We start from the raw sequence: 13319 nt of genomic DNA, 5'->3' as shown, positions 1-13319 counted from the left end.
CCCGAGGGTGCCGAACGCCTGCGCGATCACGGCCGGGTTGTACCGGAACGTCGGGGTCATCACCGAGGTGCCGAGCACCACCCGCTCGGTGCGCTCACCCGCGGCGGCCAGCCACGACATCGCGAACGGGGCGTGCCCGTCCCGGTGCCGCCAGGGCTGGAAGTGGTCCGAGATGAACACCGAGTCCAACCCGACCCGCTCCGCCTGCACCGCGTACTCGACCAGCTCCCGCGGCCCGAACTGCTCCGCCGACGCCTTCCAACCGATCCTCAGCACCTTGCCTCCTACGCCGTTGGGGTGTCTCGCCAGCGTAGAGGGCAGCCGCTCACCAGTGGATGACGACCTTGGTGCCCACCGGGGCCTCGTCGTAGAGCCGGACGAGGCCGTTCCAGTCGCGCACGTTGACGCAGCCGTGCGACGAGCCGTTGTAGCCGAGTCGGGCGAAGTTCGACGAGTAGTGGATCGCCTGGCCCCCGCTGAAGAACATCGAGTAGGGCATGGGCGTGTGGTAGAGGTTCGAGATGACGTCCTTCTTCTTCCAGGTGATCGCGAAGGTCCCCTCGCGGGTCGGCAGGGCCTCACTGCCGAAGCGGACGTCGAACTGGTACTGCGGCACGCCGTCGACGACCCATGTCAGCATCCGCGTCGACTTGCTGATGCAGATGACCCGGCCGGTGAGGCACCGCGAGTCGACGTCCCAGGTCAGCTTGCCCGGCGGGGCCGCGACCGGCTTGGGGAGGATGTTGTTCAGCTCGTCACGGGTCGGGGGGCGGCTCATCGAGACGACCTTGTCCCACGTCCGCTCGTCGAGCACGCCGGTCTCCGGGAAGCCGCGCTTGGCCTGGAAGCCCCGCACCGCGGCGCTCGTCTTGGTGCCGTAGTGGTCGGTGACGTCGCCGTCGTACCAGCGCAGCTGCCTGAGCCGCGCCTGCAGCTCGCGCACCTTGGGGGAGGAGTCGCCGGGGCGGAACAGGACGACGGGGGCAGGCTCCGGGGTCGTCGTAGGGGCTGCCGTGGGGGTGGCCGGGGTCGTCGTGGGGCCGTCGGAGGGCATCGGCGTGACGCTCGCCGTCAGCTCCGTGGTCGTCGCCGTGCCCGGTTCGGTGGCCGAAGACGTTGTGCTCGTCACCGGGTGGGTGGCGATCGGCGTCTGGGCGGCGTGCGGGGTTGTCGGTGTGCATGCGGTCAGCGCCAGGGTCAGGCCCAAGCCGACGCCGGCCACCGACATGGCCCTCGCGCCGCGACGGCGTCGTGCAGCTCCCATGGCGATCCCTTCATCACGTGCCGGTGCTGGCATTCAGGGTGACGCCGCAGCTGCCCGAATGGTTGGCACACGGGACGTCGTCAGCCCGAACGTGACCGATCCGTTGTATGCCGTGACGTCTGTGCGCCGCGACGTCGTCAAGGTATGCCGCGCAGCCGGCTCCCGCACTCCGAAGCGGCGGTCATGAGGCCCGGCTGCCCGAGCCCTAGGCGTGCTGAGGCCCGGGCGCTGTCGAGCGAGGGGTCAGACCTCCTGGTGTGGCTGCTGCTGCCCCTGGGCGTGGGCCCGGCGCAGCACCTCGGTCAGCTTGTTGGCACCGGCCACGACGGTGGCGGCGTGCAGCCGGCCCGGCTGCCGCGAGAGCCGCTCGATCGGCCCGGAGATCGACACGGCGGCGACGACGCGTCCCGAAGGACCGCGCACCGGCGCGGACACGGACGCAACGCCCGGCTCGCGCTCGCCGACACTCTGGGCCCAGCCGCGGCGGCGGACGCCGGACAGGGTCGTGGCGGTGAAGGCTGCCCCGTGCAGGCCACGGTGCAGCCGGTCGGGGTCTTCCCAGGCGAGCAGCACCTGAGCGGCCGACCCGGCGAGCATCGAGAGCGTCGCGCCGACGGGGATCGAGTCACGCAGGCCCACTGGACGCTCGGCGGCCGCGACACAGATGCGTTGGTCGCCCTGGCGTCGGAAGAGCTGGGCGCTCTCGTTGGTGTGGTCCCGCAGCGCCCCGAGGACGGGCCCAGCGGCGGCGAGGAGGCGGTCCTCGCCGGCAGCCGACGCGAGCTCGGCGAGGCGCGGACCGAGCACGAAACGTCCCTGCATGTCGCGCGATACGAGGCGGTGGTGCTCCAGTGCGACGGCGAGGCGGTGCGCCGTCGGGCGGGCGAGGCCGGTCGCGCCGACGAGCTGGGCGAGGGTCGCCGGGCCGGCCTCGAGGGCGCCCAGGACGGTCGCCGCCTTGTCGAGGACTCCGACTCCACTTGACTTGTCCATGACCTGATATTGCCGTCTCAGGCACTGAGACGTCAATTCGCCGTGCCGGGAAAACGACGACTCTTGAGTAACGAGCGATGCCGCCGTGGGCCCCACCGGGCTGCGGTGAGCCGCCGTCCATTGCCACAGCGGAGGAAGAATGCCAGGAACACTCGCCGAGAAGGTCTGGGACGCACACGTCGTGCGGCGCGCCGAGGGAGAGCCCGACCTGCTCTACATCGACCTGCACCTCGTCCACGAGGTGACCAGCCCCCAGGCCTTCGAGGGCCTGCGCCTCGCTGGGCGCGGCGTCCGCCGACCCGACCTCACCATCGCGACCGAGGACCACAACGTCCCCACCACGCCCGGCCCGATCAGCGACCCGGTCTCGAAGATCCAGGTGGACACGCTGCGTCGCAACTGTGAGGAGTTCGGGGTCCGGCTCTACCCGATGGGTGACGCCGAGCAGGGCATCGTCCACGTCGTCGGCCCGCAGCTCGGGCTCACGCAGCCCGGCATGACCGTCGTCTGTGGTGACAGCCACACGTCGACCCATGGCGCCTTCGGAGCCCTCGCGTTCGGCATCGGCACCTCCGAGGTCGAGCACGTCCTCGCGACCCAGACCCTCCCGCTCAAGCCGTTCAAGACGATGGCCATCAACGTGCGGGGTCATCTCGCCGAGGGTGTCACCGCCAAGGACGTCATCCTCGCCGTCATCGCCCGGATCGGCACCGGCGGCGGGCAGGGCTACGTCCTCGAGTACCGCGGCGAGGCCATCGAGGCGCTCTCGGTGGAGTCGCGGATGACCATCTGCAACATGTCGATCGAGGCCGGCGCCCGCGCCGGCATGATCGCCCCCGACGAGACCACCTTCGCCTACCTCAAGGACCGCCCGCACGCGCCGAAGGGCGCCGACTGGGACGCCGCAGTCGAGTACTGGCGCTCGCTGCGCACGGATGAGGACGCGGTCTTCGACGCGGAGGTCGAGATCGACGCCTCGGCGCTGACGCCCTTTGTCACCTGGGGCACGAACCCCGGCCAGGGCCTGCCGCTCAGCGAGTCGGTCCCCGACCCTGAGTCCTTCGCCGACGAGAGCGACCGCGTCGCGGCCGCGAACGCCCTTGCCTACATGGGCCTCGAGCCGGGCACGAGGCTGCGCGACATCAGGGTCGACACCGTCTTTCTCGGCTCCTGCACCAACGGCCGGATCGAGGACCTCCGGGCAGCCGCAGCGGTCGTCAAGGGCCACCACGTCGCCGACGGCGTGCGGATGCTCGTCGTCCCCGGCTCGGCCAAGGTGCGCCAGCAGGCCGAGGCCGAGGGCCTCGACCGCGTCTTCACGGACGCCGGGGCGGAGTGGCGCCTGCCGGGCTGCTCCATGTGCCTCGGGATGAACCCCGACACCCTCGCGCCGGGGGAGCGCAGCGCCTCGACCTCGAACCGTAACTTCGAGGGACGTCAGGGCAAGGGTGGTCGCACCCACCTCGTCAGCCCGCTCGTCGCCGCCGCGACCGCCGTGCGCGGCACCCTCTCGAGCCCCGCCGACCTGCCCGCCGAAGTCCTCCAGGAGGCCTGAGCCATGGACAAGTTCGAGACCCACACCGGCGTCGGGGTGCCGCTGCGCCGGAGCAACGTCGACACCGACCAGATCATCCCCGCGGTCTACCTCAAGCGAGTCGCGCGGACCGGCTTCGAGGACGGCCTGTTCGCCGCCTGGCGCAAGGACGAGTCCTTCGTCCTCAACAACCCGGCCTATGCCGCGGGTTCGGTTCTCGTCGCCGGCCCCGACTTCGGCACGGGGTCGAGTCGCGAGCACGCGGTCTGGGCCCTGATGGACTACGGCTTCCGGGTCGTCATCAGCTCCCGCTTCGCCGACATCTTCCGGGGCAACAGCGGCAAGGGCGGTCTGCTGGCTGCGGTCGTGTCCCAGGACAACGTCGAGCTGCTCTGGAAGTACCTCGAGAACCACCCGGGCGCGGAGATCAGCGTCGACCTGCTCTCGCGGACCGTGACGGCGGGAGAGATCGTCGCCCCCTTCGAGATCGACGACTACACCAGGTGGCGCCTCCTGGAGGGACTCGACGACATCGGCCTGACCCTCCGCCACGAGGACGAGGTCGCCGAGTTCGAGCGGAGCCGGCCCTCCTACAAGCCGGTGACCACCGCCTCCTGACCCGCCAGGCACCTCCATCTGACCGACGTCGAGAGCCGAGTTCCCTTCAGTGACAAGGGGACTCGGCTCTCGTCCTGTCTGAAGGGTGGTGCCGGTGGACTGTGTCGAGGCGCCAGTCGGGCCATGCCGACACCCGGCAAACTCGTTGCGACACAACGAAAAACAGTGTTCAGGGTGGTGGACCTGAGCGTTGCATGCCTTTACCGTCAGAGAGAGCCGGATCGTTTCCGGGCCCACGCGTCGGGTCGTCCGACACCGAAATTCCTCTGGAGGGGAAGACGTGAACAAGGCAGAACTGATCGACGCCCTCGAGGTGAAGCTCGGAAGCAAGAAGGTTGCGTCCGACGCCCTCGAGAGCCTGCTCGACATCGTGATTCGCGAGGTCTCGAAGGGTGGCAAGGTCGGCATCACGGGCTTCGGCACCTTCGAGCGCGCCGACCGTGGCGCGCGCACCGGTCGCAACCCCAAGACCGGTGAGACGGTCAAGATCAAGAAGACCCGGGTGCCGAAGTTCCGGGCAGGCACGAACTTCAAGGAGGTCGTGTCGGGCAAGAAGAAGCTCACCAAGGGCGTCCTTGCGGCTTCGCGTGCCTCTGCCTCGACCGTCTCCCAGGCGGCCCCGGTCACCAAGAAGGCTGCAGCCGGCAAGACCGCCGCCACGAAGAAGACCGCCGCCGGCCGGACCGCGGCCAAGGCCACGACGGCCGGGACGGCGAAGACGGCTGCCAACAAGACCGCCAGCAAGAGCGCCGCCAAGGCGACCACCAAGAGCGCGAGCAAGGCCACCGCCAACAAGGCCACCGCCAGCAAGGCCACCGCCAGCAAGGCCACGGCGGGACGCAGCGCGAAGAAGGCGTCCGCCACCAAGGCCGCTCCGGCGAAGGCCACCAGCCGGGCGACCACCGCCCGCGAGACGGCGGCCAAGACGACCGCGAAGAGGGCCACCGGCGCCGCCAAGGCGACGACGAAGAAGACCACGGCCAAGAAGGGGACGACCCGCAAGACCGCGGCGAAGCGCTGACCAGTGGGCGGAAGTGGGGGTCGGCCATCTGGCCGGCCCCCACCCGCATGTCAGTGAATGGGCTGGCCGCCACCGACACCGACGATGCGCAGCGCGGTGACACGGCCGTCCGCGACGTCGACGGTGAGGCGCTGGCCCGGGCGCAGCAACCGCAGCCCGCTCGTCGTGAAAGCTGCCGCGTCAAAGGGCAGTTCGACGCCGTCGTCACGCAGGACGCTGCCCGTGAGGGTGTCTGGGTGGAAGCGGTGGACGGTGGCCTGCACGGCCCAAATCTAGCCGTCTGCGCGTACCGCGCGCTCGGAGCTCGTGAGGCCGAGGACCGCGCTCGTGGCAGAACCGACGCCGAGCCGCACAGCCGCCGCCAGCGAGTCCGGGTCGTCGACGTCGCGTCGCAGCCGCGGCAGGTCGAGCTCCAGACGAAGTGCGCCCTGTCGGGCGTGCGCCTCCGCGCTGCCAGGACCGAACTGCGGGACGAAGGCGTGGCCGCCCCGCAGGACGGTGCCGGACCCGTCGAGGTCCGGCACGAACCACTCCGCCACCCGGCCGCCCGCCTGCAGAGCGGTGACCACGTCGACGGCAAGGAGACTCGGCAGGTCGCCGAGCAGGGCGGCCCGGGGCACGTCTGCGGGCACGTGAGACAGGCCGGCCGTGATCGCTGCATTGAGGCCATGACCGGGGTCCGGGACGACATGGACGCCGGCGCCGGCCCAGTCCCACGACAGGCCCGCGTCGGACGTCACGAGCCACACGTGCTCCGCCTCCACGGCCTCGACGACGGCGGACAGGGTGTCGTCGGCGATCGCCCGGCTGAGGCGTGTGCGTCTCACCCCCGCGGGCGCGAGCCGCGACTTGCCCTCGCGGGTGTCCTTGATGGGCACCACGACGTGCCAGGAGGGCCTGGAGTCCGAGTGGTTCGCCGTCACCATGGTCCGAGAATTCTCGCACTCGCCGGGGGCAGCCTCGACAGCCCGGCCCCCGGTGGAGAGACTGATGCCCACACTCGCCCCGTGGGGCGCCGTACCGAGGAGGTCCATTCGTGAGCGCAGCACGCGCCGACTTGCCGCTGTCCTACCGCTGCATCGCATGGATCCTCCGCCCCCTCCTCATGCGCATCACGAAGCGCGACTGGCGCGGCATGGAACACCTGCCCTCCGAGGGCGGTTTCGTCGTCTCGCCCAACCACATCTCCTACGTCGACCCGATCGTCTTCGCGCACTTCATGTACGACGCCGGCCGGCCGACCTACTTCCTCGGCAAGGACAGCCTCTTCCGCGTTCCGGTCGTGGGCTGGGCGTTGCACAAGGCAGGGCAGATCCCGGTCTACCGCAACTCCCTCAAGGCCGCCCACGCCTACCGTGCCGCCGTCGAGGCGGTCCGCGAGGGCAAGGCCGTCGGCATCTTCCCCGAGGGCACGATCACGCGCGACCCGGACCTGTGGCCGATGCGCGGCAAGACCGGCGCCGCCCGGGTCGCCCTCGAGACCCGCTGCCCCCTCATCCCGGTGGCCCAGTGGGGCGCCCAGGAGATCCTCTCGCCGTACGGGCACCGCCCCAGGCTCTTCCCGCGCCGGACGATGTCGATGGCGGTCGGCCCGGCCGTCGACCTGTCCGACCTCTACGACCGGCCCATCGACACGGGGACGTTGCGGATCGCGACGGACCGGCTCATGGACCGGATCACCGAGCTGCTCGAGCAGGTCCGCGGCGAGCAGGCGAACCACGAGCGGTTCGACCCCCGCAAGCACGGCGTGCCCGAGATCGGCGACCCGCTCAACCACTCGGACATCGGTCGCCCGGAGCCCGAACCCAAGCCCATGGGGCGCCGGACGGGCGGAGGGCGCCGATGACCCGGGTCGCGGTGATGGGCGCGGGCAACTGGGGCACCGCCTTCGCCGGCATCATGGCCGACGCCGGCGCGACGGTCCGGATGTGGTCCCGCCGACAGGAGATCGCCGACCAGATCAACGAGGGCTGCAACCTCGACTACCTGCCCGACCTGCACCTGCCCGACTCGATCCGGGCCACGACCGACCCCGAGCAGGCCTGTGTCGGCGCCGACATCGTGGTGCTGGCCGTGCCCTCCCAGACCCTGCGGACGAACCTCGAGACGTGGGGGTCGGCGATGCCCGCGGGGGCTCCGGTCATCTCCCTCATGAAGGGTGTCGAGCTCGGCACGACGAAGCGGATGAGCGAGGTCATCAGCGAGGTCGGGCGCGTCGAGCAGGACCGGATCGTCGTCGTCTCCGGCCCCAACCTCGCCCCCGAGATCGCGCAGCACCAGCCGGCGGCAAGCGTCGTGGCCTGCGCCGACATGGGCACCGCCGAGCGCGTCGCGACCGCCATCGCCACGCGCTACTTCCGGCCCTACACGGACACAGACGTCGTCGGTGCCGAGGTCTGCGGCGCGACGAAGAACGTCATCGCCCTCGCCGTCGGGATGGCCGAGGGGCTCGGCTTCGGCGACAACACGAAGGCGACGATCATCACCCGCGGCCTGGCTGAGACGACACGGCTCGGCATGGCGCTCGGTGCCCACCAGCAGACCTTCCTCGGTCTCGCCGGTGTGGGCGACCTCATCGCGACCTGCATGTCACCGCTGTCGCGCAACCACACCTTCGGGGTCCGGCTGGGCCGGGGCATGGCGGTCGAGGAGGCGGCGGCCCAGCTGCGGCAGACCGCCGAGGGGGTCAAGTCGTGCCAGTCGATCCTCGCCCTCGGGGAACACCACGGCGTCGAGCTGCCCATCGTCGAGCAGGTCGTCGCGGTGGTCCGGGACGGCCTGCCCGCCACGGAGGTCGGGCCGAAGCTGATGGCGCGCGATCTCAAGGCGGAGAAGCACGGCACGCCCCAGCCCGACCCGCACTGACGTCGGCGCGGGCACGGGGGGACACGTCAGGCGAGGGCGGTCTTGAGGGCGCGGTCGAGGTCGGCCCAGAGGTCCTCGACATGCTCGATGCCGACCGAGAGCCGGATCAGGTTGTCCGGGACGGTCTCGGCCTCCGACGGGTGGCGCCGACGCCGCTCGAGCTGCGACTCGACCCCGCCGAGGCTCGTCGAGTGGAACCAGACCCGCGTTGCGGCACAGACGCGCTCGGCGGCCGCGGCATCGCCGACGACGTCGATCGAGAGCATCGCGCCGGACCCGGGGTAACGCACCCGGGCGACGGCGGCGTGGCCCTCGAGGCGGGCTGCAAGCTCGGCCGCGGAGGCGCAGGCCCGCTCGAACCGCAGGGCCAGGGTGCGCAGCCCGCGAAGCGCGAGGAAGACCTCCATCGGCCCGGCGATCGCGCCCTTGAGGGTGCGGTGCCGGTGCAGCCGGCCGGCGAGCTCGCGGCCACGCACCGTGTCCGCGACGACCGTCGCCCCGAGGACGACGTCCGAGTGTCCCGAGAGGTACTTCGTGACGGAGTGGACCACGACGTCGGCCCCGAGCTCGAGCGGCCGGCACAGCAGCGGCGTCGACATGGTGTTGTCGACGACGCTGACGACGCCGAGCTCTCGGGCCCGGGCCAGGATCGGCTCGAGGGCGATCACGTCCATGAGCGGGTTGGTCGGGGACTCGAGCCACACGAGGTCGGCCTCGGGCAGTGACTCGAGGAAGCCGTCGGTGTCGCTCGCATGCCGCCGCAACACCTTGGTCCCAGCCTCCTCCAGATCACGGACAAGGTCACCGGTCCCGTTGTAGGTCGTGTCGGTGACGAGCACCGCGCCGCCGGGAGGCAGGAGCGAGAGGGCCGCTGCGATGGCCCCCATCCCGGAGGCGTGGACCAGGGCCTGCCCGCCCTCGAGCTCGCCGAGCGCGGTCTCGAAGGCCGACCACGTCGGGTTCCCGGACCGGGCGTAGTTGACCGGGCCGTCAGCGGCATACGTCGAGGTGAACTCGACGGGAGCGTTCGCCGACGCGCCCGGTGCGTGCGGGGGCCGCCCGGCCGCGACAACGCGCGTCTCCAGTCGCAGGTCGGCTCTCTCGGAAGAACTCGTCGTGTCCGGCACGCTTTCAGGTTAGGAGCGTGGTGAGAACGCCGGGATAGAGTCTCGTCTGATGACCACGGACCAGCCCACGACGCCCTCGACACCTTCGCGCCCGCGTGTCGCCATCGTCTTCGGGGGGCGCTCCTCCGAGCATGCCGTCTCCTGTGCGACGGCGGCCGGCGTCCTGCGCGCCATCGATCGCGACCGCTACGACGTCGTGCCGGTCGGCATCTCGCCGACGGGGGAGTGGGTGCTCGTCGCCGACGAACCGGACCTGCTCGAGCTGACGGCCGGGAGCACGCCGCAGATCGAGGCCAACAAGGCCCACGTCATGCTGCCGCTCGGGACGGAGGACCGCGCCCTGCGCGTCCTCGAGCCCGGTGAGCCGCCGCATGAGCTCGGCGACGTCGACGTCGTCTTCCCCCTGCTCCACGGGCCCTTCGGCGAGGACGGGACGATCCAGGGCTTCTTCGAGCTGACCGATGTCCGCTACGTCGGCTCCGGCGTCTTCGCGTCCGCCGCCGGGATGGACAAGCACTACATGAAGGTGCTCTTCGCCGGACACGGGCTGCCCGTGGGGCCCTACGCCGTCATCACCGACCGTGCCTGGCGCACGGACCCGGCCGCCGCCATGGACGCCTGCGACGGCCTCAGCTACCCCCTCTTCGTCAAGCCCGCCCGCGGAGGCTCCAGCATCGGCATCACGAAGGTCGAGGACCGGGCCGACCTCGAGGCTGCCATCGAGGCCGCTCGCGAGCACGACCCGAAGGTCATCGTCGAGTCGGCCATCACGGGGCGCGAGATCGAGTGCGCCGTCCTCGAGGGCCACGGCACCGATGCTCCGCGCACCTCGGAGGTTGCGGAGGTCGCCGTCCACGCGAACCACGCGTTCTACGACTTCGAGGCGAAGTACCTCACCGAGGCCGACGTCGAGCTCAGCTGTCCCGCCGACGTGCCCGACGCCGTGTCCGACGAGGTCCGCCGCCTCGCTGCCACCGCCTTCGAGGTGCTCGGCTGCGAGGGCCTGGCGCGGGTCGACTGCTTCTGGACCGACGACGGCCAGGTGCTCATCAACGAGATCAACACGATGCCGGGGTTCACGCCGCACTCGATGTACCCGCGGATGTGGGCGGCCACGGGCCTCGACTACCCGCAGCTGATCGACGAGTTGATCTCCCTCGCGCTCGAACGGCGCACCGGGTTGCGCTGACCCGATCAGCGGGTATGCCGCAGAGCAGGCTCCTCAGGAGCAGTGCCGTCCGTTCGTCGGCAGCTGCTTGGCGACGGCCGCGAAGACGGGCAGCTGGAGCGGGGCCGGGCCGTAGCTCTTCGGGACGAGGACCTCGATGGCCGGGTCGGTGCCGAAGGTGGTCGCGGCCGAGCCGTCGCTGAGGGAGCGCACCACCCAGTCGACGCCGTCGACCGTGACGCACTCCTCCGTCGTCGGGGCGAGCGGGGGCAACCCGCAGCGCGCGATGATGGCCGGGCTGCCCCACGCGGCCACCGACGGCGAGTCCGACGTCGTCGCGACGTGCTCGGCCCCGCTCACCCGGTCGGGCCAGGAGAGCGACCGGCAGGCGGGGCTCTGGGCGAACTGGGCCGGGGAGACGTCGACGGAGGAGGAGCACGCCGAGACGACGCAGAGCACGACGGCGGCGCCGAGCGCCACCGCCGTGCCGCGCCGACGGGGGGAAGGAGCGTTCAGACGTGGACCACCGTGCACGTCAGGGTCCGGGTGATTCCCTGGACCTCCTGGAGCCGGGCGATCACGAGACGGCCCAGGTCATCGACGTTGGGCGCTTCGACCCGGGCGATGACGTCATACGGTCCGGTCACGTCCTCCGCGAGCGCGACACCGGAGATTCCCCGGATCTCCTCGGCGACGGTCGCGGCGCGGCCGACCTCGGTCTGGATCAGGATGTAGGCCTGGACCACGGGTCACCTCTTCTTGATGGCTGACGGTCGGCGACCGGCCGGACGCGCGCGAACGGCCGTGTCCCGACCGTACCCTGCCCGGGGCGTGTGCGTCCCGGTGAGCGGGGATGACAGGGTGGACGCGTGCAGAGACGACCAGGGCCGATGCTGACCGAGGGCACCGCCCTCCGCCACCTCGACGAGGAGGAGATCCTCGCTCGCGTCCTGCCGTTCTACGGCCGGCCGCCATCGCTCGTCGTGCCACCCGGCGACGACGCCGCGGTCCTCCGCACGTCCGACCGCACCATCGCGACGACGGACACCGTCGTGCTCGGGCGCGACTGGCTCGACGCGTGGTCCTCGGGAGCCGACATCGGGCACAAGGTGATCGCACAGAACCTCGCCGACATCGCGGCCATGGGGGGCCGGCCGACGGGCGTGCTCCTGACGCTCGTCGTCGATCCCGAGGTCGCGATCGAGTGGGTGCTCGACCTGACGCGGGGCATCGCCGAGGCCTGCTCCGAGGCGGACGTGGCGGTCCTGGGCGGCGACCTGTCATCGGCGCCGCCGGGTGTCGTCATGGCGTCGGTGACGGCGCTGGGCGACCTTGTCGCCGAGCCGGTGCTGCGCTCAGGCGCCCGACCGGGCGACCACGTCGCGGTGGCGGGCTCCCTCGGGCTGAGCGACGCCGGGCTGCGCCTGCTGCAGCAGGGTCGGCCCGAGGCGGACCAGGAGGCGGTGCAGGTCCACCGCCGTCCGCGGCCACCGCTGGAGCAGGGCGTCGCGGCCGTGGAGGCCGGTGCGACCGCGATGCTCGACGTGTCGGACGGCCTGCTGCGCGACGGTGGCCGGATCGCCCGGGCGAGCGGCGTCATCCTCGACCTCGACCCGACGGCACTCGACGAGGACGTCGACCGCCTGACCCCCGCCCTCGGCGTCGAGGTCGCCCGCGCCTGCGTCCTCGCCGGCGGCGAGGAGCACTCGCTGCTCGCCACCTTCCCGCCCGGCTGCCTACCTCCCGGGTGGCGTCTCATCGGGGTCGTGCGAGGCGTGGCGGCGGGGGAGGGCCCCGACATCCTCGTCGGTGGGCTGCGCGAGGCGCTCACCGGATGGGACCACTTCCGCCTCTGAGCCGATCGAGAGTGCACTTCTTCCCATCGACAGTGCGCTCCTTTGCCCTGCGGACTGGGACTACTGCACTCTCGATCGGGAATGCTGCACTCTCGATCGCTCGGGAAGCAAGAGGGCCGGCCCCCGTCCGGGAGCCGGCCCTCTCAGTGTTGAAAGGTCAGCGTGCGACCTTGCCTGCCTTGAGGCAGGAGGTGCAGACATTGATCCGCTTGGGCGTCACACCGTTCAGCATGGTCCGAACGCGCTGGATGTTGGGGTTCCAGCGACGCTTGGTGCGGCGGTGCGAGTGCGAGATGTTGTGACCGAAGCTCGGTCCCTTGCCGCAGACGTCGCAGTTGGCAGCCACGGGTGATCTCCTGAAACTCGTCGTTGTGGTCGTTCGTCCATTCGCCCCAGGGGCGCGGCAGACCGTCAGACGACGGTGGGATTGGCCGATGCGCACAGGGCAACCGCTTTAGAGTAGCCGACGGCCGCCGCGGGGACCAAAACGGGCACAGTCGCACCGACGACCCGATCACGGTAGCGGTCGCGAACCCCTGCCGTCGTTACGGTGGGGAGATGGTGCGAGAGCCGAGGAGCCACCGCAAGGAACGCCCCGGCGCCCCGCCGGGCTTCTTCGAGGCGGAGGCATGCGGCCTGCGCTGGCTGGCCGAGGCGGAGGCAGACGGCGGCACGCGCATCGTGCGCGTGCTCGACGTGGGGGAGGGCTTCATCGACCTCGAGCAGGTGCACGTCTCCGGCCCGACCCGGGAGGCGGCCGACGAGCTGGGCCGATCCCTGGCCGCGACGCATAGGGCAGGAGCGCCGGCCTTCGGGTCGCCGCCGGAGGGCTGGGAGGGGCCCGCCTGGATCGGCCGGCAAGGCCAGTCGAAC

16 protein-coding genes and 1 pseudogene are annotated in these 13319 nt (G+C 71.3%); 8 read left to right on the top strand and 9 right to left on the bottom strand.

The annotated features are described in order from the left end of the window. The 3 genes from ACTHJJ_RS09185 to ACTHJJ_RS09175 form a co-directional block, all read right to left on the bottom strand. On the bottom strand, window positions 1-276 hold a 276-nt coding region (locus ACTHJJ_RS09185), incomplete at its 3' end, for an LLM class flavin-dependent oxidoreductase (RefSeq protein WP_440302642.1). Between the two features lie 49 nt (window positions 277-325). Continuing rightward, window positions 326-1264, bottom strand: coding sequence for a L,D-transpeptidase family protein (locus ACTHJJ_RS09180; protein WP_440302641.1), 939 nt, complete (start codon window positions 1262-1264; stop codon window positions 326-328). A gap of 243 nt (window positions 1265-1507) precedes the next feature. After that, complete coding sequence (locus tag ACTHJJ_RS09175; RefSeq protein WP_440302640.1) at window positions 1508-2257, bottom strand: IclR family transcriptional regulator; 750 nt, start codon at window positions 2255-2257, stop codon at window positions 1508-1510. Between the two features lie 139 nt (window positions 2258-2396). Here ACTHJJ_RS09175 and leuC point away from each other — a divergent pair, with 139 nt between their 5' ends. From leuC to ACTHJJ_RS09160, 3 genes are all read left to right on the top strand, one after another. Continuing rightward, entirely contained in the window at window positions 2397-3812 is a 1416-nt protein-coding gene (leuC, locus tag ACTHJJ_RS09170) for a 3-isopropylmalate dehydratase large subunit (protein WP_440302639.1), read from the top strand. A 3-nt stretch (window positions 3813-3815) separates the two neighbouring features. Continuing rightward, window positions 3816-4409, top strand: a complete 594-nt coding sequence (gene leuD, locus ACTHJJ_RS09165) for a 3-isopropylmalate dehydratase small subunit (protein ID WP_440302638.1) — start codon at window positions 3816-3818, stop codon at window positions 4407-4409. A 280-nt stretch (window positions 4410-4689) separates the two neighbouring features. Then, the gene (locus ACTHJJ_RS09160; RefSeq protein ID WP_440302637.1) at window positions 4690-5430 is read left to right on the top strand and encodes an HU family DNA-binding protein; all 741 of its coding nucleotides are present in this window, start codon (window positions 4690-4692) and stop codon (window positions 5428-5430) included. Between the two features lie 50 nt (window positions 5431-5480). Here ACTHJJ_RS09160 and ACTHJJ_RS09155 read toward each other — a convergent pair whose 3' ends face one another. Then, on the bottom strand, window positions 5481-5693 hold the full coding sequence (locus ACTHJJ_RS09155; RefSeq protein WP_440302636.1) for a cold-shock protein: 213 nt from the start codon (window positions 5691-5693) through the stop codon (window positions 5481-5483). A gap of 9 nt (window positions 5694-5702) precedes the next feature. Continuing rightward, entirely contained in the window at window positions 5703-6356 is a 654-nt protein-coding gene (cofC, locus tag ACTHJJ_RS09150; protein ID WP_440302635.1) for a 2-phospho-L-lactate guanylyltransferase, read from the bottom strand. A gap of 110 nt (window positions 6357-6466) precedes the next feature. Between cofC and ACTHJJ_RS09145 the strand changes: the two genes are divergently transcribed. Together ACTHJJ_RS09145 and ACTHJJ_RS09140 are read left to right on the top strand one after the other, a co-directional pair. Next, window positions 6467-7276 carry a lysophospholipid acyltransferase family protein gene (locus tag ACTHJJ_RS09145; RefSeq protein ID WP_440302634.1) on the top strand — a complete coding sequence of 270 codons (810 nt, stop codon included), beginning with the start codon at window positions 6467-6469 and terminating at the stop codon, window positions 7274-7276. After that, window positions 7273-8295: an NAD(P)H-dependent glycerol-3-phosphate dehydrogenase gene (locus ACTHJJ_RS09140; protein WP_440302633.1), complete on the top strand. Its 1023-nt coding sequence runs from the start codon at window positions 7273-7275 to the stop codon at window positions 8293-8295. Before ACTHJJ_RS09145 ends, ACTHJJ_RS09140 begins: the two co-directional genes overlap by 4 nt. 26 nt (window positions 8296-8321) lie before the next feature. Here the strand turns inward: ACTHJJ_RS09140 and ACTHJJ_RS09135 are convergent, their stop codons facing one another. After that, on the bottom strand, window positions 8322-9422 hold the full coding sequence (locus ACTHJJ_RS09135) for a trans-sulfuration enzyme family protein (RefSeq protein ID WP_440302632.1): 1101 nt from the start codon (window positions 9420-9422) through the stop codon (window positions 8322-8324). A gap of 49 nt (window positions 9423-9471) precedes the next feature. On the opposite strand from ACTHJJ_RS09135, the gene ACTHJJ_RS09130 reads away from it, so the two are divergent. Next, the gene (locus tag ACTHJJ_RS09130; RefSeq protein WP_440302631.1) at window positions 9472-10611 is read left to right on the top strand and encodes a D-alanine--D-alanine ligase family protein; all 1140 of its coding nucleotides are present in this window, start codon (window positions 9472-9474) and stop codon (window positions 10609-10611) included. 33 nt (window positions 10612-10644) lie between these two features. Here the strand turns inward: ACTHJJ_RS09130 and ACTHJJ_RS09125 are convergent, their stop codons facing one another. Both ACTHJJ_RS09125 and ACTHJJ_RS09120 read right to left on the bottom strand, forming a co-directional pair. Beyond that, window positions 10645-11070, bottom strand: coding sequence for a DUF3515 family protein (locus ACTHJJ_RS09125; protein ID WP_440302630.1), 426 nt, complete (start codon window positions 11068-11070; stop codon window positions 10645-10647). Window positions 11071-11102: 32 nt separating this feature from the next. Then, window positions 11103-11336 (bottom strand): Lrp/AsnC family transcriptional regulator, encoded by a 234-nt coding sequence (locus ACTHJJ_RS09120; protein ID WP_440302629.1) that lies wholly within the window; start codon window positions 11334-11336, stop codon window positions 11103-11105. Between the two features lie 123 nt (window positions 11337-11459). Between ACTHJJ_RS09120 and thiL the strand changes: the two genes are divergently transcribed. After that, window positions 11460-12446, top strand: a complete 987-nt coding sequence (gene thiL / locus ACTHJJ_RS09115; protein ID WP_440302628.1) for a thiamine-phosphate kinase — start codon at window positions 11460-11462, stop codon at window positions 12444-12446. A gap of 157 nt (window positions 12447-12603) precedes the next feature. On the opposite strand, the gene rpmB is transcribed toward thiL, so the two are convergent. Next, window positions 12604-12792, bottom strand: a complete 189-nt coding sequence (gene rpmB / locus ACTHJJ_RS09110; RefSeq protein ID WP_440302627.1) for a 50S ribosomal protein L28 — start codon at window positions 12790-12792, stop codon at window positions 12604-12606. 212 nt (window positions 12793-13004) lie between these two features. On the opposite strand from rpmB, the pseudogene ACTHJJ_RS09105 reads away from it, so the two are divergent. Next, window positions 13005-13319 (top strand): annotated as a pseudogene (locus tag ACTHJJ_RS09105) (fructosamine kinase family protein); the annotation flags it as partial.

Origin of the sequence: Intrasporangium sp., from assembly GCF_051961875.1 — a bacterium.
Classification (GTDB): Bacteria; Actinomycetota; Actinomycetes; order Actinomycetales; family Dermatophilaceae; genus Intrasporangium_A.
Note: the sequence above shows the minus strand (reverse complement) of the source record. Positions and strands in the feature narration are given on the sequence as shown.